This is a genomic window from Pandoraea faecigallinarum (assembly GCF_001029105.3).
Taxonomy (GTDB): domain Bacteria; phylum Pseudomonadota; class Gammaproteobacteria; order Burkholderiales; family Burkholderiaceae; genus Pandoraea; species Pandoraea faecigallinarum.
The window spans coordinates 4,197,315-4,220,489 of the sequence record NZ_CP011807.3 but is presented as its reverse complement, the minus strand read 5'-3'; the positions used below and the strand labels follow the sequence as shown (position 1 = coordinate 4,220,489).

At 64.3% G+C, this 23,175-nt stretch carries 23 protein-coding genes and 1 tRNA gene; 13 read left to right on the top strand and 11 right to left on the bottom strand.

Annotated features, from left to right (window positions below; genetic code table 11):
• The first annotated feature begins 38 nt into the window (after positions 1 to 38).
• The 4 genes from AB870_RS18505 (at position 39) to AB870_RS18490 (ending at position 3,216) form a co-directional block, all read left to right on the top strand.
• On the top strand, positions 39 to 881 hold the full coding sequence (locus AB870_RS18505) for an ABC transporter permease (protein ID WP_418304011.1): 843 nt from the start codon (positions 39 to 41) through the stop codon (positions 879 to 881).
• Positions 882 to 1,036: 155 nt separating this feature from the next.
• On the top strand, positions 1,037 to 1,429 hold the full coding sequence (locus tag AB870_RS18500) for a COG4315 family predicted lipoprotein (protein ID WP_084663863.1): 393 nt from the start codon (positions 1,037 to 1,039) through the stop codon (positions 1,427 to 1,429).
• A gap of 186 nt (positions 1,430 to 1,615) precedes the next feature.
• Positions 1,616 to 2,197 carry an RNA polymerase sigma factor gene (locus tag AB870_RS18495; RefSeq protein ID WP_047905824.1) on the top strand — a complete coding sequence of 194 codons (582 nt, stop codon included), beginning with the start codon at positions 1,616 to 1,618 and terminating at the stop codon, positions 2,195 to 2,197.
• Entirely contained in the window at positions 2,197 to 3,216 is a 1,020-nt protein-coding gene (locus tag AB870_RS18490) for an anti-sigma factor family protein (RefSeq protein ID WP_047905823.1), read from the top strand. The genes AB870_RS18495 and AB870_RS18490 overlap by 1 nt, the downstream gene beginning before the upstream one ends.
• A 51-nt stretch (positions 3,217 to 3,267) precedes the next feature.
• Here the strand turns inward: AB870_RS18490 and AB870_RS18485 are convergent, their stop codons facing one another.
• A complete protein-coding gene (locus tag AB870_RS18485) occupies positions 3,268 to 4,842 on the bottom strand; it encodes an aldehyde dehydrogenase (NADP(+)) (RefSeq protein ID WP_047905822.1) in 1,575 nt (524 codons plus the stop codon).
• An 11-nt stretch (positions 4,843 to 4,853) separates the two neighbouring features.
• The gene (gene kdgD, locus AB870_RS18480) at positions 4,854 to 5,765 is read right to left on the bottom strand and encodes a 5-dehydro-4-deoxyglucarate dehydratase (protein ID WP_047905821.1); all 912 of its coding nucleotides are present in this window, start codon (positions 5,763 to 5,765) and stop codon (positions 4,854 to 4,856) included.
• Positions 5,766 to 6,144: 379 nt separating this feature from the next.
• Here kdgD and garD point away from each other — a divergent pair, with 379 nt between their 5' ends.
• Positions 6,145 to 7,743, top strand: coding sequence for a galactarate dehydratase (gene garD, locus AB870_RS18475; protein WP_047905820.1), 1,599 nt, complete (start codon positions 6,145 to 6,147; stop codon positions 7,741 to 7,743).
• Between the two features lie 21 nt (positions 7,744 to 7,764).
• On the opposite strand, the gene AB870_RS18470 is transcribed toward garD, so the two are convergent.
• Positions 7,765 to 8,241 carry a nitrate reductase associated protein gene (locus AB870_RS18470; protein ID WP_047908406.1) on the bottom strand — a complete coding sequence of 159 codons (477 nt, stop codon included), beginning with the start codon at positions 8,239 to 8,241 and terminating at the stop codon, positions 7,765 to 7,767.
• A gap of 466 nt (positions 8,242 to 8,707) precedes the next feature.
• Here AB870_RS18470 and AB870_RS18465 point away from each other — a divergent pair, with 466 nt between their 5' ends.
• The 5 genes from AB870_RS18465 to AB870_RS18445 all read left to right on the top strand — a co-directional run bounded on the left by AB870_RS18465 (position 8,708) and on the right by AB870_RS18445 (position 14,598).
• Positions 8,708 to 9,070: a hypothetical protein gene (locus tag AB870_RS18465; protein ID WP_047905819.1), complete on the top strand. Its 363-nt coding sequence runs from the start codon at positions 8,708 to 8,710 to the stop codon at positions 9,068 to 9,070.
• The gene (locus AB870_RS18460; RefSeq protein WP_047905818.1) at positions 9,067 to 10,086 is read left to right on the top strand and encodes a hypothetical protein; all 1,020 of its coding nucleotides are present in this window, start codon (positions 9,067 to 9,069) and stop codon (positions 10,084 to 10,086) included. The genes AB870_RS18465 and AB870_RS18460 overlap by 4 nt, the downstream gene beginning before the upstream one ends.
• 118 nt (positions 10,087 to 10,204) lie before the next feature.
• Positions 10,205 to 11,098 (top strand): DMT family transporter, encoded by an 894-nt coding sequence (locus AB870_RS18455; RefSeq protein WP_047905817.1) that lies wholly within the window; start codon positions 10,205 to 10,207, stop codon positions 11,096 to 11,098.
• A 177-nt stretch (positions 11,099 to 11,275) separates the two neighbouring features.
• Positions 11,276 to 14,293: an eCIS core domain-containing protein gene (locus AB870_RS18450; RefSeq protein ID WP_237169985.1), complete on the top strand. Its 3,018-nt coding sequence runs from the start codon at positions 11,276 to 11,278 to the stop codon at positions 14,291 to 14,293.
• Positions 14,294 to 14,295: 2 nt separating this feature from the next.
• Positions 14,296 to 14,598 carry a hypothetical protein gene (locus AB870_RS18445; protein WP_047905816.1) on the top strand — a complete coding sequence of 101 codons (303 nt, stop codon included), beginning with the start codon at positions 14,296 to 14,298 and terminating at the stop codon, positions 14,596 to 14,598.
• Positions 14,599 to 14,626: 28 nt separating this feature from the next.
• Here AB870_RS18445 and AB870_RS18440 read toward each other — a convergent pair whose 3' ends face one another.
• The 6 genes from AB870_RS18440 to AB870_RS18415 all read right to left on the bottom strand — a co-directional run bounded on the left by AB870_RS18440 (position 14,627) and on the right by AB870_RS18415 (position 19,961).
• A complete protein-coding gene (locus AB870_RS18440; protein WP_047908404.1) occupies positions 14,627 to 15,454 on the bottom strand; it encodes a DUF4088 family protein in 828 nt (275 codons plus the stop codon).
• 466 nt (positions 15,455 to 15,920) lie between these two features.
• Positions 15,921 to 16,937 (bottom strand): L-histidine N(alpha)-methyltransferase, encoded by a 1,017-nt coding sequence (egtD, locus tag AB870_RS18435; protein ID WP_047905815.1) that lies wholly within the window; start codon positions 16,935 to 16,937, stop codon positions 15,921 to 15,923.
• Positions 16,937 to 18,295 (bottom strand): ergothioneine biosynthesis protein EgtB, encoded by a 1,359-nt coding sequence (egtB, locus tag AB870_RS18430; protein WP_084663861.1) that lies wholly within the window; start codon positions 18,293 to 18,295, stop codon positions 16,937 to 16,939. Before egtB ends, egtD begins: the two co-directional genes overlap by 1 nt.
• Before the next feature lie 252 nt (positions 18,296 to 18,547).
• Positions 18,548 to 19,072, bottom strand: a complete 525-nt coding sequence (locus tag AB870_RS18425; RefSeq protein ID WP_047905814.1) for a chromate transporter — start codon at positions 19,070 to 19,072, stop codon at positions 18,548 to 18,550.
• A complete protein-coding gene (locus AB870_RS18420; protein WP_084663859.1) occupies positions 19,069 to 19,755 on the bottom strand; it encodes a chromate transporter in 687 nt (228 codons plus the stop codon). The genes AB870_RS18425 and AB870_RS18420 overlap by 4 nt, the downstream gene beginning before the upstream one ends.
• Positions 19,752 to 19,961, bottom strand: a complete 210-nt coding sequence (locus AB870_RS18415) for a hypothetical protein (RefSeq protein WP_071386896.1) — start codon at positions 19,959 to 19,961, stop codon at positions 19,752 to 19,754. The genes AB870_RS18420 and AB870_RS18415 overlap by 4 nt, the downstream gene beginning before the upstream one ends.
• 91 nt (positions 19,962 to 20,052) lie before the next feature.
• Between AB870_RS18415 and AB870_RS18410 the strand changes: the two genes are divergently transcribed.
• Positions 20,053 to 20,137 (top strand) — tRNA-Leu (locus tag AB870_RS18410).
• Positions 20,138 to 20,318: 181 nt separating this feature from the next.
• Positions 20,319 to 20,693, top strand: coding sequence for a hypothetical protein (locus AB870_RS26465; protein WP_053059434.1), 375 nt, complete (start codon positions 20,319 to 20,321; stop codon positions 20,691 to 20,693).
• Between the two features lie 365 nt (positions 20,694 to 21,058).
• Here AB870_RS26465 and AB870_RS18400 read toward each other — a convergent pair whose 3' ends face one another.
• Positions 21,059 to 21,409 (bottom strand): hypothetical protein, encoded by a 351-nt coding sequence (locus AB870_RS18400; RefSeq protein WP_047905812.1) that lies wholly within the window; start codon positions 21,407 to 21,409, stop codon positions 21,059 to 21,061.
• Positions 21,410 to 21,654: 245 nt separating this feature from the next.
• Here AB870_RS18400 and AB870_RS18395 point away from each other — a divergent pair, with 245 nt between their 5' ends.
• A complete protein-coding gene (locus AB870_RS18395) occupies positions 21,655 to 21,951 on the top strand; it encodes a hypothetical protein (RefSeq protein WP_071386894.1) in 297 nt (98 codons plus the stop codon).
• Positions 21,952 to 22,366: 415 nt separating this feature from the next.
• On the opposite strand, the gene AB870_RS18390 is transcribed toward AB870_RS18395, so the two are convergent.
• A complete protein-coding gene (locus AB870_RS18390) occupies positions 22,367 to 23,113 on the bottom strand; it encodes an HXXEE domain-containing protein (protein ID WP_071386893.1) in 747 nt (248 codons plus the stop codon).
• Positions 23,114 to 23,175 lie beyond the last annotated feature (62 nt).

The following is a 23,175-nucleotide window of genomic DNA, read 5'->3' as shown; positions in this document are numbered from 1 at the left end:
GGCGTCCCTCGACGGCCGCACCGGAAGTGCGACGGAAGATGCGTCGGGAGGGGCCGGGCTCGCGCCTGTGGCGGATGCTGGTGTGGGGCACGATGATCTTCTTCCTCGCGAATGTGGCGCTCATGATCGCCACCGTCACGATGAATTCGTTCGCCACGCGCTGGTTCGGCACGCCGTTGCCCGAAGGCTTCACGCTGCATTGGTATGCGCAGGCGTGGCGTGACTTTCAGCTCGCTGGCGTGCTGTGGGTAACCGTCGAAGTTGTCGGTGCTGTGGTGCTGCTGTCGATTGCGTTGGGCGTGCCTGCGGCCTATGCGCTCGCGCGTGCACAGTTCCCCGGCAAGAAGCTTGCGATGCTGGTGTTCCTGCTGCCGTTGATGGTGCCGCCGGTCACGTACGGCATTCCGATGGCGACGGTGCTCTACAAGGCCGGGCTGGGCGGCACGCTCACGGGCGTGATTCTCGCGAACCTCGTGCCATCGTTGCCGTTCGTGATTCTGGTGATGACGCCGTTCATCGAGCAGATCGATCCGAATCTCGAGTCGGCGGCGCGTATCTTCGGAGCGAACACGTTCAAGTACTTTCGTCACGTATTGCTGCCGCTGCTGGTGCCGGGCATTCTCGCTGCGGGGTTGCTCGTGCTGGTGCGCACGATCGGCATGTTCGAGCTGACATTCTTCACCGCGGGACCCGATACGCAGACGCTCGTGGTCGCGTTGTACTACGCGGTGTTCTCGACCGGTGTGCGAGCCCCGCAGTCCATCGATGCGATGGCCATGATCTACATGGCCATCACGCTGCTGTGGGTGCTCATTGCGCTGCAATTCGTGAGCCCGACGCAGTTGGTCAGCCGCGTGAAGGAAGCGCCGAAGGGCGAGTAGGGCGAGTAGGACGTTGGGGGGGCGGGCGCCGTGCCCGCTCCGTGCCCCCCTGCTGCGATGCAGCAGAAAAATATAAAAAAATGCGGTGGAATAAAGCGCCGGCGCCAGGCGTTCTGAGAGTGTCGACAACGACATTTCACTCAGGAGCCAAAGTCATGAACCAACGTCAATCGATGTCCGCTGTACTCGCCGGCCTCGTGGCTGCCGCCGGTCTGTTCGCGGCCGCCGCAGCGCATGCGGAAGTCCCCCTCAAGACTGCCAATGGCGTGCTGGTCGACGCTCAGAATCGCACCGTCTATACGTTCGACAACGACGTGGCAGGTAACGGCAAGAGCGCGTGCAACGGTCAATGCGCAGGCGCCTGGCCGCCTGTCGCGGCCGATGCCGGTGCGAAAGCCGAAGGCGACTATTCCGTCGTGACGCGCGACGACGGCACGAAGCAGTGGGCCTATAAGGGCAAGCCACTGTATCTGTTCGTGAAGGACACCGCTGCCGGCGACAGGAAGGGCGATGGCGTCAAGGACGTGTGGCACGTCGTCAAGCCCTGATCCGGCGTAGACGAGGCGCTCGGGGAACCTGACGGGAGCGCGAGGGTGTTGGCATGCCGGCCTGCCGGGACAGTGCGCGCAAAGTCGCGGCGGCTCAGTATAATTTCGCGGCAAGCGTCGTCGGCCTTCGCCGGCGACGCGTCGGACTCGCCTGCCGTCAGGCCCCCTCCGCCAGGAAATTCGCCGATGACCGGTCAGGATTTACCCAGCTTGCTACCCGCTCTGCTGCCCCGCCTCTGGGCATTCGCCTTGCGCATTGCGGGCGATCGCCACGATGCCGAGGATCTCGTGCAACGCGCCTGCGTGCATGCGCTGGAGCGCGTGCACCAGTGGCGGCCGGGCACCTCGGCGTTGAGCTGGATGTTCAGCATCGTGCACACGACGTGGATCGACGAGATCCGCGCGCGTCGCGTGCGTTCGCGCGGAAGTCTCGCGTGGGACGAAGCGGACGTCGACGCCGTGCCGGATCTTCAGGCGTCCACGCCCGAAGATCTCGCCAGCTATCGCCAGATCTTCGGCGCGGTGGACCGTCTACCCGAAGCGCAGCGGCTCGTGCTGTTGCTCGTGGCCGTGGAGGGGATGAGTTATCAGGAGACGGCGGATGTGCTCGACGTGCCTGTCGGTACGGTGATGAGCCGTCTGTCGCGCGCCCGCCGTACCATCGGCGAGCAATTTCGCAACCCCGATGGGCAGCCCCGCCTCGCAGACCTCGCACCGCGTGAGCATCGTGCCGGTCCCGCGCTCGGCGCACGTGAGGAGGACGCGTGATGAACGAAGACGATATCCGCCTGCTCGCATACGCTGACGGCACGCTCCCCGCCGCGCAGCGGGCGGAAGTGGAAGCGGCAATCGCCGCGTCTCCCGAACTGACCGATGCACTGGAGTCGCTGCGCGCGTCGCGCCTGCCGTATCGCGAGACGTTCGCCGCGCAAGTCATGCCGCCGGTCCCGGAACGGCTGACGGCGAGCCTCGACGCGCTGCTGCGCGTGCACGCACAACGCCGGACGGCGGCGTCGCCAACGTCGCCAACCTTGGCGACATCCCAGCCGGTGTCGGAGACGCCCGCGCCGGTGAAGCCCGTGGATGCCGCGGCGCCCGTGCGTGTCGACGAACCGCATAACGTACCGGCGGCCAACGACGCGCCTCACGCCCGGCGCGTGCGTCCGTGGTGGCTCGCCGCGGCGTTCGCGGCCGGCGTGGCGGCGACGGCCGTCACGTTGCCATGGCTCTCGGCCCTGATGCACCCGGCAGGGGCAGGCGGCGTCATGACCGTTTCGGTGTCGCCGAAACCGGAAGCGGGGCGCACGTGGGTGCGTGCGGCTGCCGAGTATCAGCAGTTGTATGCGCGTGACACGGTGGCCTCGATTCATGTGGACGACGGTGACACAGCGCGTACCGTCAGCGATATCCGCCAGAACGACAAGCTCGACATCAGCGTGCCGGATCTTCGTGCACAGGGGCTGACGTTCAAGCGCGTGCAACGGTTGCGCTGGAAGAACGGTGCGCTGGTGCAGATGGTGTATCTCCCGGCAACGGGCGACCCTGTCGCGCTGTGCATGGTGCACGACGCGCGCCCGGACCAGGGGCTTGCGGAGCAGACGATCGACAGCATGGGCGTGGTGACGTGGCGCAAGGGCCAGATTGGCTACGCGTTAATCGGCGCCCCCGGGTCGGCCGATCTCAAGGCGGTTGCCAGGACGCTTGCCGACGGCCCCGTCACACCGCTGTACAGCATGTTGCCGTCGGTGGCGTCCGCTCCCTCTCATTCGTCTGATCGCCCATCGTGAGCTCCGCTCAGGCGGCTGCATGGCGACGCACTCGCCATGCTCGCTGTTGCGCTACCGCTGTACGAGCGCGCCGTCGCGAAGTCGCCACAGGCCGAGCGGATTGCGCTCTTGCAGCGCTTCCGGCAAGAGCGCATCCGGCAGATCCTGATAGCACACGGGACGCAGGAAGCGATCGATGGCCGATGCGCCGACCGACGTGAACATTGCATTCGACGTCGCCGGGAACGGACCGCCGTGCACCATCGCGTGACACACTTCGACGCCGGTCGGAAACCCGTTGGCGAGAATGCGTCCGGCGCGCCGCTCCAGACTCGGCAGCAAACGCCGCGCCGTTGCGGTGTCGCCCGCGTCGAGTTGCAGCGTTGCCGTCAACTGGCCTTCAAGACGTTCCGTGATCGCGATCATCTCGTCAATCGTCTCGCAGGCGATCACGACCGACGCCGGCCCGAACATCTCGTCGTGCAGCGCCGGCGTGGCGAGGAATTCGGCCGCCGTGGCGCGAAACAACGCCGCCTGGCCCTGGCACGCGCCGCCCGGCCGGCCGCGCGCAACGAGCGTCACGTTGGACTCGTCGCGCAGACGCGCTACGCCCCTGTCGTAGGCCTGTTGAATGCCGGGCGTGAGCATGGTGCCCGCGGCCTTCGCCGTGAGGGCGTCGGCGGCTGTTCGGCAGAACCGTTCGAGTGCGTCGCCCGCGAGACCGAGCACCAGCCCCGGGTTCGTGCAGAATTGGCCGACACCCATCGTCAGCGATTCGACGAAGCCTGTGGCGATGGCGTCGCCGCGCGCCGTCAGCGCTTCGGGAAGCAGGTATACCGGGTTGATGCTGCTCATCTCGGCATACACGGGGATTGGGGCCGTGCGCGACTGTGCGATGCGTTGCAGTGCGAGACCGCCGGTGCGCGAGCCGGTGAAACCGACTGCCGCGATGGCCGGATGCGCCACCAGCGCTTCGCCCACGGCGCGCTCGCCCACGAGTAGCGAGAACACGCCTTCGGGCAGGTCGAGTGCCTGTACGGCGCGCCGAATGGCGCGCGCAACGAGTTCCGACGTGCCCAAATGTGCGGAGTGCGCCTTCACGATGACCGGGCAGCCCGCTGCGAACGCCGATGCGGTGTCGCCCCCTGCCACCGAGAACGCCAGCGGGAAGTTGCTTGCGCCGAACACGGCCACCGGACCGAGGCCGATCTTCGCGAGCCGCAGGTCGCTGCGCGGCAGCGGCTCGCGAGCAGGCTGGGCGGGGTCGATGGTGGCGTCGAGGAAATGTCCGTCGCGCACCACGCGGGCAAACATCCGCAACTGGCCGACGGTGCGCCCGCGCTCGCCTTGAAGACGGGCGAGGGGCAAGCCCGTCTCGGCGTGTGCCCGCTCGATGAGCGCGTCGCCCAGATCGAGGATCGCCTGCGCCACGGCTTCCAGAAACTCGGCGCGCCGGGCCAGGGGCAGCGAACGGAACAGATCGAAAGCGGCATGCGCCAGATTGCACGCGCGCTCGACGTCCTGCACGGTGCCTGCGCCGAACGACGGCGTCAGGCGCTCGCCACGCGACGGATCGAACGCCTCGAGCGTGCCCGCGCTGCCGCGCACGTCGTCGCGGCCGATCAACATCTCACCGGTGATCTGCATGGGGCGACTCCTTAGCCTTCGACTTTCTGGATCAGTGCGTCGAGCGCTTCAAGCTCGGCGGGCAGCAGATCGGTGAGCGGGGCGCGCACCGGGCCGGCGTCGCGGCCGACCAGCTTCGCGCCCGCCTTGACGATGCTCACGGCATAACCGGCGCGGCGGTTGCGAATCTCCAGATACGGCAGGAAGAACGTGTCGAGCAGATGGCCCATCGTCTGCTGATCGTTGTTGCACACGGCGTGATAGAACTTCATCGCCGTCTTCGGAATGAAGTTGAAGACGGCCGACGAATACACCGGCACGCCCAGTGCGCGATAGGCCGCTGCATAGACCTCGGCGGTCGGCAGGCCACCCAGATACGAGAAGCGATCGCCCATGCGGCGGCGAATCTGCACCATGCGTTCGATGTCGCCGACACCGTCCTTGAAGCCGATCAGGTTCGGGCACTTTTCGGCCAGACGTTCGAGATGGTCCGCACCGAGCTTCGAGTTCGCACGGTTGTACACGATCACACCGATGTTCACCGCCTGGCAGACCTGCTCAACGTGAGCGGCAATGCCGTCCAGGCTCGCTTCGGTCAGATAGTGGGGCATGAGCAGCACCCCCTTGGCCCCCAGACGCTCGGCTTCCCTGGCGTATTCGATGGCCAGACGCGTCGGCCCGCCCGCCCCGGCGAGAATCGGCACTTTGCCGGCGCACGTGTCGACGGCCGTCTTGATGACGGCGCTGTAGTCCCGCGGCGTGAGCGAGAAGAACTCGCCGGTGCCGCCCGCCGCGAAGAGCGCCGTCGCCCCGAACGGCGCGAGCCACTCCAGACGCGCGGCATAGCTGCGGGTATTGAAGTCGCCGTTCGCGTCGAAGTCTGTCACGGGGAAAGACAACAAGCCGTCCGAGACGATCTGCTTGAGTTCTTGAGGTGCGGTCATTTCAAGAGTTCCTGTCGGCCATGAGGCCGGATTCGATGAATAAAGAAAGCGCTCAACCAGCGCTCGGCGCTGAGTTATATGTCATCGTATAACATGTCATGAGCAGGAACAAGAGGCTTGACCGTACGAAGCGCAGTGGGATAAACCCGCAAAAAGATCGGGAAAGGGTTTTTCCCAAGGGCGGCGAATGTGTGTAAGTCCGCGCACAGCAGGGCATCTAGATGTATGATGACGCATAAGTGATGGGCGATTGAGCGAATATCAACGACCGTCGCCGGTTTTGGTGCCTGTGCTGTCACGATGCGACGGATCGCCTGCTTCGGCGACGGCGAGTGTCGTCTTCGGCGGCGCGGGAGGATCAAGGGGAGGAACGGGCAACATGGCATCGACGAAGGACACGGGCGGCGTGGTGCAGGCGGCGAAGAACGCGCCGCGCTATATCAGGATGCAGGCGCAGGACAACGTCGCCATCGTGGTGAACGACGGTGGATTGCCGGTCGGCAGCCGGTTTGCGGATGGGCTCACACTCGTGGACGCCGTGCCGCAAGGTCACAAGGTTGCGCTGACCGATCTGGCCGAAGGCGCGGCGGTGATTCGCTACGGCGTGGTCATCGGCTACGCGGCGCAAGCCTTGCCGGCCGGTAGTTGGGTCAACGAGCGCAATCTGACGATGCCCGGGGCGCCGTCGCTGGACCGTCTGCCGATCAGCACGCGTGTGCCTGCCGAACTGCCGCCGCTTGAGGGCTTCACCTTTCAGGGATATCGAAACGCGGACGGCTCCGTCGGCACGCGTAACATTCTCGCGATCACGACCACCGTGCAATGCGTGGCGGGCGTCGTCGACTTTGCGGTCAAACGGATCAAGGACACGCTGTTGCCGCAATATCCCAACGTCGACGATGTGGTCGCGCTGGAGCATTCCTACGGCTGCGGTGTCGCCATCGATGCGCCCGACGCCATCGTGCCCATTCGCACATTGCGCAATATCTCCACCAATCCGAACTTCGGCGGCGAAGTGATGGTGGTGAGTCTCGGGTGCGAGAAGTTGCAGCCGGAGCGTCTGCTCCCGGCGGGGAGCATCCCCATCGGCAGCGCCGGTGCCGGCGGCAAGCCCGACACGGTCTGTCTGCAAGACGAGGCGCACGTCGGCTTCATGTCGATGATCGAGTCGATTCTGTCGACGGCGCGTACGCATCTGGAGCGCCTGAATGCCCGGCAGCGCGAGACGGTGCCTGCGTCCGAACTCGTTGTGGGTGTGCAGTGCGGTGGCAGCGATGCGTTCTCCGGAGTGACGGCCAACCCCGCCGTTGGTTTCGCTACCGATCTGCTGGTGCGCGCCGGCGCGACCGTCATGTTCTCCGAGGTTACCGAGGTGCGCGACGGCATCGATCAACTGACGTCACGCGCGGCCACCCCCGAAGTCGCCGAAGCGATGATCCGCGAGATGGCCTGGTATGACGCTTATCTGGAGCGCGGACGGGTCGACCGCAGTGCCAACACCACACCCGGCAACAAGCGTGGCGGGTTGTCGAACATCGTGGAAAAGGCGATGGGATCGATCGTGAAGTCGGGCACCGGACCGATTCATGGCGTGGTATCGCCGGGCGCGAAACTCGATCGTGCCCACCAGCGCGGCCTGATCTACGCGGCGACACCGGCCAGCGATTTCATTTGCGGCACGCTGCAACTCGCGGCCGGGATCAACCTGCACGTGTTCACGACGGGGCGCGGCACGCCCTATGGCCTGGCGGAAGTGCCTGTCATCAAGGTGGCGACGCGCTCGGATCTGGCCCGCCGCTGGCACGACCTGATGGACGTGGACGCCGGGCGCATCGCGACCGGCGAAGCCACCATCGAGGACATCGGCTGGCAGTTGTTTCACCTCATGCTCGCCGTGGCGAGCGGGGAGAAGACATGGGCCGAGCGATGGGGGCTGCACAACGCGCTCACCCTTTTCAACCCGGCACCGGTGACCTGATTCGCCGGGCCGGCGGCCCGCTCAGAGTTCGGCTTGCGTCTGCGCCAGACCGAATTCGAGCATGGCGGGCACGAAGCAGTGGTTGAGCGTGTCGCGCCGCGAGAGTTTCGCGAGGACATAGCGGCGAAACGGCGTGAGCGTGCCCCAGTTGCCGACGTCAGGCGGCAGCAGGTCGGCCAGTTCGCACTGTCTGAGCAGTCCCGGCGGTAGCGCATTGGCATCCTGCCAGGCCGTGGGCGCCGGATCGACGCTGCGCGCGACCTCCTGTCCGAGATGCGTGCGGGCAATCTCCTCCAGACGCGCCGCAAAGTCCTCGTCTCCCGGCACACATGACGCCAGCGTCTCGCGCGCCTCATACGGCAGACGCTGCCAGTCGGCCAGCGAGAGATGCTGGCCGTTGCGATCCAGATTGAAGCGAATCGCCATCGTGATGTACTTCAGGTTTTCGCAGGCTTCGATCTCGAAAACAAAGATCGGCAGACGCTGGTAAAGATGCATGGCTGTCACTCCTTGTATGGCGACGTATGGCGTGCGATCGATTGTACTCGCGCCTTCCGGACGGTTGCGCATGCGCCGGTGCGGCATGTCGACGCGAGCAGGCGGCACGTGCGATGCCGCGGTCTGCGTTTTGGCACATCCGCCGTGTCTTTCCAAAATTGTCATTCGTTCTTGGGAAATTTCTCAAAATTGCCCGAGACGACGCCTGGGAAAATGCCCCATGGGGACGGCGTCGCACGGCACGGAGAGGCTGTCGGCTCGCGGCTGAACCGGGATTTCGGACTTATCACATTCAATGTCATGTGAAACATCCTAGAGTTTCGTCACCTTCCGCAGTCCGCCGGGATTTTCTAAGGTAGTCGTTCCGCCCACCGGTCGCGACGTTGTCGCGTGCCGGCGATGGCTCGCCCGGACGTGCTGTCGCCCGGGTCATTGCCAAGTCGTTCAACCGCTGACAGGAGCCGACATGCCGTCCCATTCGCCCGACCCGTCGCCCATGCCATTTCCGTTTCTTCCCGTGGTGCTCGAATCGCCCAAGTCTGCCAAGTCATCAAAATCCTCCCCCTCCGCGAAGGCGTCGGACGTGCCGAAGCCGCTACCCGGGCGCGAGGCGGCCTCACAGGGTGTCACGCAGGTTGCCGCCGCTGCCGAGTCGCCGGGCCGGTCCGGTGCCGCGCGGGCCAGGTCGCGGGCGCATCGAAGTGGGGGCGTGGGCGAGGCCGCACAACCGCCGGGCATGGATTCCGCCGGGGGCAATCCGTTGCGCATCGAGATCGTGCGCAGCGTCTCGTCCGAGCGGCTGACGGTGCTCGGAGCCATTGTCCGATGAGCGCGATGGCTGCAACGGACGGGACGGCGGACGGTGCGACGAAGGACCCGGTAAGGGTCTCGGTGCCGCATGCCGCGAAGCCTCCGGCAAAAGACGCTACGTCGAACGATGACGCCGTCTGGGCGATGACCTCGCCGCACGCGCAATGGACGTGTGCGCCGGACACCGTGACCGTGTCGTCGCATGAAGTGACGTGCACGCTGCACGACGCCACCGTCGATACCCGCCAGTGGCTCGACCGCATGAGGCACGGCGTGCTGCTCACGCAAGCGCCGGTGCCGGGCACGTGGCTGGCAACGCTCGTCGACGAGGCGCTCGTGCATGTGTTGCCCGCCCAATGCGATGTCGTGCCGGCCTTCGGGCAGATATGCGACGACTGGGTGCGTGGCATCTTCGCGGCGCCATTCTGGACGCGGTTCCTCGCGGGCGAGTCGAGCGATATCCAGGTGCTGGCGTTTCTCGCGCAGCTCTACCATCGCGCGGCGGGGGCGGACGTGCACAACCGCATCGCCGTCGAACGCTGTACCGACTCGGCGCTGCGGCCGTTGTTGCTGCGCCAGTATCGCGAGCAACGCGGCCAGTCGACGATGCTCGCCGCGGGGCTGCTGCGCTGCGGTCCGGCGGCGCGCACGTTTCTCGATAGCGGCGCCTTTGACGCGACCCACGCGCTCATCGATTTCATCATCGGCGCGGCAGGCGACATGCCGGCCTACGTGGGGTGCTGTGCGTTGTGTCAGGCGCCTGCCGCCGTACGGGCCGCCAGCGAAATCGAGGCGCAGTTCGATGCGCTCGCAAAGCGCTATCCGTCGGCGGCCGACGGCTTTGCCGCCGTTTGCGCCCACGCGCGGCACGATGCAAGCGTTTGCGGCGGCACGGCTTTGTTGTCGCAATGGGTCGAGGATGCGGGCGAGCCCGATGTGCCGTCGCGTCTTCGAATGCTGCGCGGGGCCTATGGCGTGGCGGCGGCTTATCGCGTGATGTTCGACGCGTTGTACCGGCTCGACGAAGCGCTTTGAGGCGTGTGCCGGTGTCCGGCCACCGGGCGCGCAGTACCCCCGGACAGGGCATGTGACTCGTATAATGGCGTCCCAACGGCGGGGGCGGTTGCGGCTCCGCGTCGTCCGCCCCCTGACCATGACAACCCAACTCGCTTACCTCGCCGCGCTCGGTGCCGCCCTCTGCTGGGCTTGCAGCGGCATGATCGCCATCACGCCTGTTCGTCAGGCCGGTTCGTTTCCCTTCAATTACGCCCGGATGTTGCTCGTTTTCGCGATGCTGCTGTTTGCGCTCGCGGCCCTGCGCGGCTGGCCGCCGCTCTCGCTGGAGCAGTGGCTGCGGCTCACGGCGTCGGGATTGATCGGTATTCTCGTGGGCGACACGATTCTCTACACATCGCTCGGCCGCCTTGGGCCGCGACGCAACTCCATCGTCTTTGCCACCAACGCACCCATGACGGCCGTGCTCGGCTACGTCTGGCTGGGCGAAGCGCTCGGATGGCGTGCGGTGTTCGGCGTCGCGCTGGTGACGGCCGGAGTGGCGCTGGCGATTGCGTTCGGCGGGCGTCGCGAAGACGCGCATCATTGGGAATCGGTGCGCGGCGACGTGCGTGTGGGCGTGGCCATTGGGCTGACGGCGGCGCTGTGTCATTCCATCGGCACGCTGATCGCCAAGCCGGTCATGGCGGCGGGGGTGGACCCGGTGGGTGCGTCGGCGGTACGCGTGGGCGTGTCGGCGCTCGGGCTGACGGTGATCGCGGCGCGCCGCGGCCGCTCTATATTTTCCGCGTTTACGCCGGGCACGCTCGCGCTCACGGCGGCGTCCGGTTTCGTCGGCGTGGCCGTTGGCATGACGCTGCTGCTCTACGGGATGGGCCACGGCAACACCGGTGTCATCGCGACCCTCTCGGCCACGACGCCCGTGATGGTGCTGCCGCTGCTGTGGATCCGCACCCGGCAGCGTCCGGCCGCTGGCGCCTGGTGGGGCGCGCTGATTGCGAGTGCCGGTGTGGCGCTGATCTTCAACCGGTAGCCCGCATGCGGCGGATCGGCCGGAAAAATCGTTGGCAAACCAATAGGTTATTATTAGCCACCCGACCATCCCATGCCCCTGAGGTCAGTCATGATCGAGAGCGCGGAGCCGAGAGTATCAAAGCTTGATGACAGCAGAGATCACCGTCCTCCGTACCGGTCGCGCGCCGACGACGCATTGACGCAGAGCGCGCCGTCGATGGTCGCACAGCGGCGCATGGTATCGATGATCGGGAGTAGCCCGGTCATCGCCGCACAGCGCCAGCGCGTCGATGCCATCCACAACAGTCCCCGCGTGGTGCAACGGCAACAGCAAGCCGACGCGCTCACCGGCGCCCCCACTGCCGTCTCCGCCGCCGTCCCCACGTCCCGTGCCAATCACACCGGCCTCCCGGACCACCTCAAGTCGGGCATCGAGCAGCTCTCCGGCATCTCGATGGACGGTGTCAGAGTCCATTACAACTCTTCGAAGCCGGCGCAATTGCAGGCGCACGCTTACGCACAAGGTCAGGAGATCCATCTCGGACCGGGGCAGGAGCGGCATTTACCCCATGAGGCGTGGCACGTGGTGCAACAGGCGCAGGGGCGTGTGAGGCCGATGGTGCAGATGAAAGGCGGCGTGTCGGTCAACGTCGACACCGGTCTGGAGCGCGAGGCCGACGTGATGGGCGCCAAAGCGCTGCAATTTCAGGGCGGCGGGCTCGCCGGGCAGGACGCGGCCGAGCCGCATCAGTTCAAAGGCGCGGCGCCGGATGGCGTCGTGCAATGCAACCTCGGTGCGCTGGTGCTGGCGGGCCATGCCTCGGGCGCGTTCGGCAATTTTTTCGGCACCAGCACCTTCGAAGACATTCGTGCGAAGTTGCGGCAGTATCAGGCCGCAGCAGACGACGCGCAAAAGCTGCGCCTGCTGCACGAGATGCAGACGCTCGGCCAGAAGTGGCTCTCCGACAACCAGAAGAAGACCGACGCGAACGACGAGGTCAAACGCACCGGGATCCGTCAACTGCTGAGTCTTGTCAAGCAGGAACTCGCGACGCGTGACGACACGGCGCAGTATTTCAAGGAAGCCAAGGCGTTCGAACACCGGCTCGGGCTGTATTTGTTCAACTTCCCCGCAGCGACTACCGCCGCCCAGCAGGCGCTGAGCAAGATGAGCGACGTGATGGGCGTCACGGCGGACAACACCAAGGCGGCCAACGTGTTCGGCGGCGACGACGTGAAGTACGCGGGCAATGTCGGCAAGGATGTAGCGACCGTGATGGACGTCATCAATCGCGGCAATCTGCGCGAACGGATGACCGCGTTCTACAACGCCTCGCTCGGTCCCTTCAAAGGCATGATCGAGCACCACATCCGTTTGTCCGGACCGATGGCGGGCCAAACGTGGGCCAATGCAAGAACCTCGCTCACGGGGATGGGAATCGCGGCCGCCGGGGTCAACGAGATCGAGGCGCGCAAGAACGAGATAGCGGACTACCCCAACAGGTTCGGCTATTCGCTCGCGAAGCGGTTCGACACGGGCGGCAAGTTGCTCGACGTCTACAAGGCTGCCGGCGACCGGTTCACGCGAAGCGAGGACGACGCGCTGCTGCGTGGACAGAAGGGCGTATTCGAAAGCGAGGGGCGGGACGAGGCATTCAACATCGGCGCCTTTTCCAGCGACGCCTTCAATTTCAACTTCGACGCATTCGACTTTACGCGAGCCGATCTGCAAGGCGTGCCGTCCGGCACGGTGCGCACGACCTACGCGAATATTGGTCAGCAGCTCGACACATTCCTCACAGCCACGAGTGCCACCGAAAAACTGTCGAGCTACAACGCGATGCAGTCGCTGAGCTACACGTGGCTCAAGGACAACGCAGACAAGACGGACGCCAACGCGCAGCTCAAGCGCGCAAGTCTTCAAACGCTTCAGACGGCGTTGAGAAAGGTCTACAGCGGCAGCGCCCGCACGCCTGCCGATTTGCGAAGCGGTGCTCTCAATGCCGACCTCAGCTCGCGCGAGCAGGAATTCATCATGAGTCGAAGTCCCGTGCACAGCTTGCCGGACTATTCCGAGGGAACCGACATTCAACGCCTGTTCGGCGCAGCCCCCAGAGTTTTCGACGACACGCAGCGCCTGCCGTGGGAAGAGGGCGGCACGCGTTTCACGGCGAGTCTGCGCAACGAGTGGGTCAAGGAGGCTGTCCAGACATTGAAGATGCCGGTGGTCGCGGGGCCGTCGGGCACGACCGATCGCATGCTTCAGGCGCTGAAATTTCTCGGCATCTGGGGCAACCCGGTGAGTCCCGACGCATTCCGTTTGTCCCTGCTCGGCTGGATGCTCACCAGCAACGACCATAGCTTCCACGAAATCATGGCGGTGTCGCAGTCGTTCGGCCTGTCGTACAGGCCTGGGCCGTATGCGTATCACCACATCCCGCCGCTGACGATCGAACAGATCCGTGAAAACGTTTGTGTCGGGCAGAACTTCCCAGACGAAATCGTCTATCAGAGGCTCTGGCCCAATTTCGAACTCGTGAGCAACGAACTGGCCACCGGTGGCGCGCCGATGACAACGCATGGCAGGCTTCTGGCCGCTCCCGCGACAAGTCCCCTGGCCGCGCGACTGAGTCCCATCGCCGCGGCCAGCATCGCGCTGTACACGGGCGGCGCGTATCTGGTGGAGAATCCCGCACGCGAAGGCGGCATGCTCGCCAGCACGAAGATCGGCGCGCACGTCAACGAGAAAGCGGAATTGAGGGGCGTGAAAGCGCGCATGGATGCCGGCCAGGTGTCGGTCTCCGACCTGCAGGCCGAGGCGGCCATCCACAACCCGATTCTCGATAACGCTTTGCAGGACCTTCCGGATTTCGCCGGCCGCACCTATCGCGGGCAGGCCGATTTCCTGCGTGCGAGCTACGCGGTCGGGGACACGCACACGTTCCAGAAATTCACCAGTAGCAGCAAGAGACCGGAGGAAGCCATCAAGTTCATGAGAACGGGCACTTTCAAGACGCCGGTCTTCGTCAGGCTCGATGTCATCCACGGCAAGGACGTTTCCGAACTGTCTCGCTACAGGAGCGAACAGGAGGTGTTGCTTCGGGCCGGCGCGACGTTCCGAGTCACGCAGGTCGAACCGGATATCAACGACAACTCCGACAATGTGCCGGGCCCGTTGCGGCCATATACGCGAATCACCATGCAGGAGCTGTGAACATGACGGCGAACGACGGCGAGACACAGGAATGGCAGAAGTGCGCCCACTGTGGACGGGCGATTCCGGCGATGCCGAGGTATCCCCGCGCGATCTGTGACGTTTGCTGTGCGCTGCTCACGGATGCGTCGGGCCGACGCGTGGCGTTCGTCAATGAAGACGCCTTTGGCGGGCTCACCGGTTTCTACGTCGGCACCGAACCGCCCGAACCGTACCTGCTGCACGAGTGCTTTATTGGCGCTGCCGTGTTCCATGCGCAGGAAGGACGCTTCGGCGGCGTGGTGGTGCAGGCGGACCTCCCGTAGCGGCTGCGCGACGCCCGACGTGTGGCCCTCAGCGTGCGGCGGGCGTATGCAGCGGCTCTGCGTTCTGATGCGTGGCTTCGGTCGCGAGCGTGGGGACCTGAACTTCGGGCACTGGCGCGGGGCGCGACACGCTCGGTGTGAGCAGGCGCCGCAACCACGCGGCGATGCGCTCGAACAGTCCCGGATCGTCGTTGAATAACTCGGGCCGCAGCACCCCGAGATACTCCAGAATCTGTTCGGCTTCCTGAGTACCTACCGAACCGTAGATCACGGCAAGATCGAGCAGGGTGCGCAGTTCGCCAAGCTTTTCCCGGGCCTGAAGCGAACGCGCGGTTTCCACGGCGCGCTTCGCTTCGAATACGCGTTCGCGCAGCACCGATGCGGTGCGCCATGCGGGCGTCTGCAAGGTGGCTTCCAGCGTTCGCAGGTCCTGTGCGGACGTCACGATCTGACCGGCGAGCGATTCCACGATCCGCTCCTCGCCCTTCGCTTCGCGCACGATGCCCTCGGCCCAGCGGCTGGCCTGGCGCGACATATCCTCGCGCGACCACTCCGGGCGCGAGACGAAATAGAAGCCGTGCTGGCGCGCCTGGTTGAGGATGATCGAGACGACGTCCGGAAATTGCTTGTCGAACGTACGTTTGGCCCACGCGTAATGGCCGCCCGCGAGCAGTTGGGCAACGGCGGCCTCCGTGAGCGGCACCGTGCTGTCGAGCAGGCGGGCGCGCAGGAAGTCGTCGAACGGCGGCGGGGTGAAATGTCGGTCCACGGCCGACGAGATGCGCACAAAGGCGTCGAAATCCTTTTGCAGGTCTGCCAGCGCCGAGTCGGACAGGGTGAGGGCGATGCGGCTCATCGGGACCGCTCCTGCGCCGCTTGCGCAACGACGGCCAGGCGAGCGGGCGCGCGCCGTACGCACCGCGCGAACGATGTCGCGTCGGCCGGTCGAGCGTCTGTGCGAGTGCATCGGGCCGCAGGTGCTGTCGCCCAGGCCGGTGCCACGTGCATCCCCATTGCGCGTGAATTCATGTGCAGCGATACGTATCAACGGTGCGCCGCGGTCGTGGCCGGGCGCTGTGAGGTGGGCTGCCGCGCGGAATTCGCGATCCGCGTTGCGGGCAGCATGAGTCTGCATGCATCAACGGCAGAAATTCGCCAAAACTTTAGCGATGGCAGCGCATTTTTCTTTCACTGCCTTGCGCCGGCGACATTTTGGGCCGGAAAGGCGCGAGGAGGAGGCGACCGGGCTGTCCGGAGGCGTCTTCGTCGGCAGATGCGGCACCGGGGCGCGAGCTGCCGCCGTGGCCCTGGCGCTCAGGGGCTCAGGGGGCAGGGGGCAGGGGGGCAGGGGGGCAGGCGGTGGCCGGGCACAGCAGATAGACGGCGAAACGCGAGCGGGCGTCGAGCCAGACGCGTTCGACATCCCAGCCCGCGGAGTTCGCCAGGGCGCGGAATTCCGTCTGGCCGTATTTGTAGGAGTTCTCAGTATGAATGGACTCGCCGGCGGCGAAACTGAAGCGGTGACCGAGTACGGTGGCCGTAAAGGCGCGCTGCGCCACCAGATGCATCTCGATGCGGCTGGCGCCCGCATTGAAGCGGGCCTCGTGGCGGAAGGCGTCGAGCGGCAGATCGCCCTGGAGTTCGCGATTGATGCGCACGAGCACGTTCAGATCGAATTGCGCCGTCACGCCGCGCGCGTCGTCGTAGGCGGGCAGCAGCACGGCCGGGTCCTGGCAGGCGTCGACCCCCACGACCATGTGGCGGTGCGGGCCAAGCATCTTGCCCACGTGTGCGAGGAATGCGGCGGCTTGCGCGGGCGCGAAGTTGCCGATCGTCGAACCGGGAAAGAAGCCCAGACGCGGCCCCCGCGTGTTTCGCAACTGCGGTGGCAAATGGAACGGGCGGGTGAAGTCGGCGCGCACCGGCAGCATGGGAATGCCGGGACATCGCCGGGCGAGCGTAGCGAGCGCGCCGTCGAGAAAATCGTCGGCGATATCGACCGGCACATAGGCGCGGGGAGTGACGAGCGCGTCGAGCAACAATGGGGTCTTGCGGCTGGAGCCGCTGCCGAATTCGACGACGACCGCGTCCGGGCCGATGACGTCGGCGATGGCGGCGGCGCATTCACCCAGCAGTGCGGTTTCGGTGCGGGTCTGGTAGTACTCGTCCAGGCCGGTGATCTCTTCGAAGAGTACGCTGCCGCGCTGGTCGTACAGCCAGACGCTGGGCAGCGACTTCGGGGTACGGCCGAGGCCGGCGAGCACGTCGGTGGCGAAAGCGTCTTCCGGCAGCGACGGGCATACGAACGCGGCCTGTTGGGATGGTGTGGCTTGCGACATCAGCGGTCCTCCGCGAGCCTCAGGCCGCAAAATTGCCAGCGCTGATGCGGATAGAAGAAGTTACGGTACGTGGCGCGTGCGTGACCCGGCGGCGTGGCGATGGACCCGCCGCGCAACACGAACTGTCCGCACATGAATTTGCCGTTGTACTCGCCGACGGCCCCCGATGCCGTCCGGAATCCGGGATACGCGACATATGGACTCGCAGTCCATTGCCATACCGGGCCAAAGCGTTGCTCCATTGCTCGATGCGCGGGTGACGATACGCTGCCGGACATTTCACCGGATAGATTCGCCGCCACCTCCCATTCCTGTTCTGTCGGCAGGCGCTTGCCCGCCCATCGGGCGAATGCGTCGGCCTCGAAATAGCTGACGTGCTGTACCGGGGCGTCGTCGTCGACCGGCTGCATGCCGGCGAGCGTCATCGAATGCCATTCGCCGTTGCGCAGTTCCCAGTACAGCGGGTGTCCCCAGCCCTCGCGCTGCACCGTCGCCCAGCCGTCGGAGAGCCACAGCCCTGCCATGCGATAGCCGCCGTCTTCGATGAAATCGCGCCATTCGCCGTTCGTTACCACGCGCGATGCGATGGCAAAGGGGCGCAGCAGCACGTCGTGCGCCGGGGTCTCGCAGTCGAAGGCGAAGTGCCCGCCGGTACTGCTCGCATCGCCGGGATGCCCGATGCGGAATTGACCGCCTGCATGCTCGATCCAGCGCATCGGCGACGCCGCATGCGGTACCGCGCACGGTTGACGATGGGCGGGGCGCAACGGATTCTGCGCGAAGAGATGCAGCAAGTCCGTATGCATCAATTCCTGATGCTGTTGCTCGTGATGCAGACCCAATGTGATGAGCCCCACGGTATCGGGAGCGAGCTCGGCGTGCAGCAGCAGTGCGTGCATGGCCGTGTCGACGTGGCGGCGGTAAGCCAGCACCTCGTCGAGCGTGGGCCGTGTAAGCAGGCCGCGCTGCGGGCGCGGGTGACGTGGGCCGGCGGCTTCGTAGTACGAATTGAAGAGATAGGCGAAGCGGGGATCGTAAGGGTGGTAGCGTTTGCCCGGCAAGGTGCTGGCTTCGCCGAGCAGAAACGTCTCGAAAAACCAGGTGGTGTGCGCGAGGTGCCACTTGATGGGGCTGGCGTCGGGCATCGACTGGACGGTGGCGTCGGCGTCCGAGAGGCCTTGCGCGAAGGCGACGGAGGCAGCGCGCACGGCGTCGAACCGCTCGGCCAGCGTGGCGGGGTGAGCGAGCGGTGCCGCCTTCGCAGCCGGCGGTCCGTCGCGTGCGATCCGCGAGTGGGTGGCATGGGAGGAGGTGCCCGGGGGTGCCTCGGCTTGCGACGTACAACAGGGGACGGTCATGGGGACACACCGTGTTGTGAAACGTGTTGCCTATTGTAGACCCGTTGCCCTGGCGGGATGAACCCTGGTTTGGCGGCAGTGTGTGACGGTTCGTAACGAAGATTGACGCTGTGGCGGGCCTGCCCATCTGCGTCAATGGTCGTGACGGGCATTCCATCGCACCCGAAGCCCGACTGCCGGTCGCCGCTGCGCTCGCGGGCAGTGCTGCTGCGGCGTCGATTGCCGCGATCATGACGATCACCGGCTGGGCCGCTACATCAACCAGCCGGTAAGGCCGAGCAAGGCACCCGCGGCGATGAGCCAGAGCGGATTCCAGCGGGTGCGCAAGGTGACGACGACCGCGGTGAGCGTCACAAGGCCACGTGCGACGTTGACGTCGACTTCACGTGCGAGCAGCGCACTGCTGGCCGCGAGCAGGCCGACGGTGATCGGTGCGAGTCCGGCGCGCACAGCCCGCACCCACGGCGAGCGCTCGTGCCGGTCGACCCAGCCACCGACAAGATAGGCGAGCAATGAGCTTGGGGCGCATTTGGCGAGCGTGGCCGTGAATGCGCCGGGCAGCCCGGCGGCCTGCAAACCGATCAGCGTGACGGCCATGCCGTTGGGACCGGGGGCGGCCTGAGCGAGCGAGAAGAAGGTGACGAATTGCGCGTCGGTGATCCAGTGGCGGGTCTCGACCGCATAGCGATGAATGTCGGCGAGCGTGACGTTCGTGCCGCCGACAGCGAGCAGCGACCAGAGCGAGCCGTGCAGAAACAGGTCGATTAGCGTGTTCATGAGTCGGTGCCGGCGCCGTCCTTCCGATGCCGCTGCGCGCGCCGGTACGCTGTCAGGATCGCACAGGGGCCCAGCACACCGAGCACGACGAGCAGCGGCAGGCCGAGCAGGAAACTGCCCGCGAACGTTGCACCGGCAAAGGCGAGCGTCGTCCAATGACGTTCCAGCCCGGCGAGCAGCCGCAGCGAGGTCGCGATAACCAGTCCTGTCGCCGCGGGCATGAGTCCGGAGAGCAGATGCTGGACGAGGTTCGTCTGTCCCCATTGCGCGTAGGCGAAGCCGATCAGAACGATGACGATGGTCGGGCAGAAATAGAGGCCGGCGACCGCGGCAGCGGCGCCGCGCGGGCCACGGAAGCGGCGTCCGAGCACGGTGGCGATGTTCGCGACATTGGGCCCGGGCAGGAGTTGTGCGAGCGGGAGCAATTCGGCAAATTCGCGGTCGGTGAGCCATCGCCGCTGGTCGACCACCATACGGCGCGCCCACGGCAGCACGCCCCCGAAGCCGGTGGCACCGATGGTGCCGAAGGCGAGTGCGAGGTCCAGGCAGGCGGGCGGTTCGGTGGGTGGTTCGGTGAGAGGGACGGCGTTCGGCTCAGGGAGCGACGGTCGGTGGGCGGCGCGGGCGTCGCTCGCGTGTGCGGCATGAGAAGCGTGGGATGCGTGGGATGCGTGGGGTGTCACGATTGTCCGTTGCCGGAGGGGTTATGTCCGTGGATTTCGTGTTCGAGGCGCACGACTTCCTGAGCGACGAGTGCGATGGCGTTACGAATTTCCATAAGCGCGGTGTAGAGGGCTTGCGCATTCTGGGGGGAGTGCATGGCGACGTCCCGGGCGGCGGTTTCGATGGCGTCGAGCGACAGGGCGATACGGTCGAGATTCTCCAGCATGGATCGATCTCCGTTGACGCGCACAGTGAGTGCATACCCCATGATACCCAACTGACGTATCTCGGTGGGGGATGTTAGAATGCGAGCCCTTGCCGGGGTGATGAAATTGGTAAACATAGCGGACTTAAAATCCGCCGCCTTCGGGCTTGCCGGTTCAAGTCCGGTCCCCGGCACCACTAGGGCTTCGAGCCACATCCAATCGAGCACAGCAAACCTTGTTATTTCAAGGGCTTGCGCGATGTCTTCCCTTCACCGCGCGGTACCGGAACATAGCCGGCAACAGCTATTTTTGCAAATCCAGTGCACCGGATTTGCACCGGAATTTGCACCAAGAATTTTCCGGGGATTCATGGCTACATGTGCGAAGCGCAGTGGCGGCTGGTGAGTGCAGATCCGCCTCAAGGGCGTCGTCACATCTCAACATTCAAGCGCAAGGCGCGTGCGGCCGCATGGGCAACGCGCACCGAACATGACATCAATGTCGGCAAAATTACTCCGGGCACAGAGCATACACTTGCAGATGCGTCATGCGAGTATGAGAAGCGCGTGTCGCCGACGAAGCGCTCCAGCCGGTGGGAGGCGATACGCTTTGCCGCTTTCCTTCATGACTTCCATGATCTGGCGGCGAAGAATATTGCCGACATCACGCCAGACGATATGGGGCGTTGCCGCCATCGAGAATGCGAAAGCCACACGCGACGTCAACGCGGCTGCGAGCGAAGCGAAGGCTAAGGCTACGCGAGCGGACGGCAAAGCGGCGAACAGCGGACGCGCGAATGGGGCGGCATGATCAACGAACGCCAAACCGATCTTATTGCCGAGCCGAGAGGTTTCCCTTAGCAGGAAAACCACATCCTCGATAACTCGGCGAATGTCTTCGTCGCTTTGGCTGAACTACAGGACGCGCAGTTCTTCGATTGATCGGTGGGATGGAGCTAGTGCGGATTTCATTGCTGCAAATACCGTGATTGTGCACAGTGTTCGCAGACTATACTTCTGCGTCACGCGATCTTCTGCCCGGCTCGCGATGCGCGTGGCGGCATGTTGACCTACCGCACGCCGTGGGGACCCTCACCGGGTGACTGCAAACTCGCGAGTCAGAATACAGAGATATTCACGACCGCCTCGCCATTGAAAAGTACGGATAACGCAAGCGTTACTTCTTTTCCGCAGATGTTAAAGGAAACAGGCCTTTCTCGATTCAGATTTTGACCACGCTGCTCGAAACCAGGGGCTTTTATATCGATGATGATCCGGTTTTCTGGCTGGATGAATTCCATGGCCTTGATTCTGAGGTCGCCAGCGGATTGGGCCTGACCGATCCTCATAAACACGGTTTTGTCATCAATCTTGCACGTTTGCGCTGCGTTGGCCTGTGAGCAGAGTGCCGAGAGGCCAAAGATCGCGGCACAAGCGTTTCGGAGAAGTCGTTTGTCGAGAAAATTCATGAGAGGTATACGAGCTGAATTGAGTGAATGCGGATAGCGTCAAGTTGACCATGAAGGCGTAGTATTTTTGCCTCGGCGCTTCATTTCCCGTTAGACCTGTATTTATCTTCTCGCGACTCTAATCAACCTACCCGGGTTGTTACATCCTCAATATGGAGGATAACGAGTCTCCCATCAGCATGATAAGTTCTGACGCGCGCTCACCACACGTGGAGTGAGCAAAGGACACAAGAAGGGTGGGGGAAATGAAGAAGTCGATCGTTCGAGTGATGGCGGTGTCGGTACTGATGGCGTCTACTGTGCACGCTGCTCAGCAAATCTCGCTCGCGGCTCGGCACGCTGATCGAGCAAGCGCGTGCGACAACGCTAAACGCCAGGCGAATGAAGCTGCGCGCCGCACTGGGAAGTCCGTCGTTTCGACCGGGGCTTGCGACTGCTCCAAACGTGAGTTGGATCCCCAAAGCCCTGATGGCATCGCCGCAAAATCCGCGTTCGGCTCTGCAACCCAGTGGACCTGTCAGGTCGACGCCACGCTCAACTGAATTGGCGCTCGCAGTTCCATACTGTAATCAAGCGTAGGCCGCACACTCGTCGAACGGATTTATAAGATCACGTCGAACCGTCTAGATACTCGGTTGGATCATGAATTAGCTTCCCCGCGTTCGACGAACTCAGGGGAGAATTGCGATACCAACTAGCAATTTAGTGTCTGCAACGGGTCGGAATCGACCATCCGGGAGGACTAATCTCCATCAGTCAAAACTCTCGCATCTGTGCACCAGACGTGCACCATTTGACGATATCTAATTGATCATAGGACTCCGGTCATCGGCATACCTACTCCATTTTTGATGCGGTTCGAAGGGACTTTTTTGAAAGGCTAAAGTCGGCCACTATCGGACGGTCGTTACCGGAACCAAGATTGACGACGATGTAGTTTCCGTAATCGTCACGCTGTCAAGCCTTGCTTGGTTCTGCACCATATGCTCGTGGGGGGAACGGCCCAAAAAGCTTGTTTCCCGACCAAACCACGATGAAGGGCAATATGACGACTAGAACGTCGGTCACGAATACGCCATAGGCCCCGTAGGCTCCCAACCTGTAGAGACCTAGACCAGCAATAAGTACGAGATGCGCGATAAGCCCACCCGCCACCGAAACCGCCAACGCCTTGGTACTGAGCGCACCCGAGCGCCGAACGACGTGGACCATCCAGAAAAAGCTGAAAAGGAAGAAAAGCACCCCAGTTATTAGCCCGGAGCCCGAATCCACGCCACCCTGTGCCATCCCTACGATGTGAGTGACGCCGTTGAAAGCCGTCAGCCCATAGAATGTGAGTCCCACCATAAGATTGCGCCGGGCGAACGCGGCGGCAATTGGCGCCCCGATCCAAGCTACGCCGAGGTTCAACAGCGCATAGTGCGCCATCGGGATCGGACAGTCCGGATATGGTGGAAAGCCGAGCGTCTTGCACATCGTCACAGGAAAAGCGTTACTGCGCCCAAGCAGATCAAAACCGTACTCCTCGAACATGTGAACCATCAGCATTGGGACGACAAGCCATGCGAGCCAGACAGGATCGTGCCATCGTTGCACACGAAGTTGACCGCGCGCCGCGTTTGTGAGGAGCAAGACTGCGAACATAACCAGACCGCCACCAAGGCACAAATACGGCCATCCGTAGTCCCACGCAGACCACGTCATTGTTACCTCCTCGTAAAGGGTCAGTTATTAAGGCTCAGGCCGTCATGTACTAACGCTTTGCG

Excerpts from the sequence above, each read along its gene's own strand:
- AB870_RS18440 (WP_047908404.1), bottom strand. The coding sequence starts at position 15,454 with ATGAGCCGCATCGCCCTCACCCTGTCCGACTCGGCGCTGGCAGACCTG.
- egtB (WP_084663861.1), bottom strand. The coding sequence starts at position 18,295 with ATGACCGTCCCCTGTTGTACGTCGCAAGCCGAGGCACCCCCGGGCACC.
- AB870_RS18425 (WP_047905814.1), bottom strand. The coding sequence starts at position 19,072 with ATGAACACGCTAATCGACCTGTTTCTGCACGGCTCGCTCTGGTCGCTG.
- AB870_RS18465 (WP_047905819.1), top strand. The coding sequence starts at position 8,708 with ATGCCGTCCCATTCGCCCGACCCGTCGCCCATGCCATTTCCGTTTCTT.
- AB870_RS18490 (WP_047905823.1), top strand. The coding sequence starts at position 2,197 with ATGAACGAAGACGATATCCGCCTGCTCGCATACGCTGACGGCACGCTC.
- AB870_RS26465 (WP_053059434.1), top strand. The coding sequence starts at position 20,319 with ATGTGCGAAGCGCAGTGGCGGCTGGTGAGTGCAGATCCGCCTCAAGGG.
- kdgD (WP_047905821.1), bottom strand. The coding sequence starts at position 5,765 with ATGACCGCACCTCAAGAACTCAAGCAGATCGTCTCGGACGGCTTGTTG.
- AB870_RS18445 (WP_047905816.1), top strand. The coding sequence starts at position 14,296 with ATGACGGCGAACGACGGCGAGACACAGGAATGGCAGAAGTGCGCCCAC.
- AB870_RS18415 (WP_071386896.1), bottom strand. The coding sequence starts at position 19,961 with ATGCTGGAGAATCTCGACCGTATCGCCCTGTCGCTCGACGCCATCGAA.
- egtD (WP_047905815.1), bottom strand. The coding sequence starts at position 16,937 with ATGTCGCAAGCCACACCATCCCAACAGGCCGCGTTCGTATGCCCGTCG.
- AB870_RS18485 (WP_047905822.1), bottom strand. The coding sequence starts at position 4,842 with ATGCAGATCACCGGTGAGATGTTGATCGGCCGCGACGACGTGCGCGGC.
- garD (WP_047905820.1), top strand. The coding sequence starts at position 6,145 with ATGGCATCGACGAAGGACACGGGCGGCGTGGTGCAGGCGGCGAAGAAC.
- AB870_RS18395 (WP_071386894.1), top strand. The coding sequence starts at position 21,655 with ATGAAGAAGTCGATCGTTCGAGTGATGGCGGTGTCGGTACTGATGGCG.
- AB870_RS18390 (WP_071386893.1), bottom strand. The coding sequence starts at position 23,113 with ATGACGTGGTCTGCGTGGGACTACGGATGGCCGTATTTGTGCCTTGGT.
- AB870_RS18400 (WP_047905812.1), bottom strand. The coding sequence starts at position 21,409 with ATGAATTTTCTCGACAAACGACTTCTCCGAAACGCTTGTGCCGCGATC.
- AB870_RS18505 (WP_418304011.1), top strand. The coding sequence starts at position 39 with ATGCGTCGGGAGGGGCCGGGCTCGCGCCTGTGGCGGATGCTGGTGTGG.
- AB870_RS18460 (WP_047905818.1), top strand. The coding sequence starts at position 9,067 with ATGAGCGCGATGGCTGCAACGGACGGGACGGCGGACGGTGCGACGAAG.
- AB870_RS18500 (WP_084663863.1), top strand. The coding sequence starts at position 1,037 with ATGAACCAACGTCAATCGATGTCCGCTGTACTCGCCGGCCTCGTGGCT.
- AB870_RS18470 (WP_047908406.1), bottom strand. The coding sequence starts at position 8,241 with ATGCATCTTTACCAGCGTCTGCCGATCTTTGTTTTCGAGATCGAAGCC.
- AB870_RS18495 (WP_047905824.1), top strand. The coding sequence starts at position 1,616 with ATGACCGGTCAGGATTTACCCAGCTTGCTACCCGCTCTGCTGCCCCGC.
- AB870_RS18455 (WP_047905817.1), top strand. The coding sequence starts at position 10,205 with ATGACAACCCAACTCGCTTACCTCGCCGCGCTCGGTGCCGCCCTCTGC.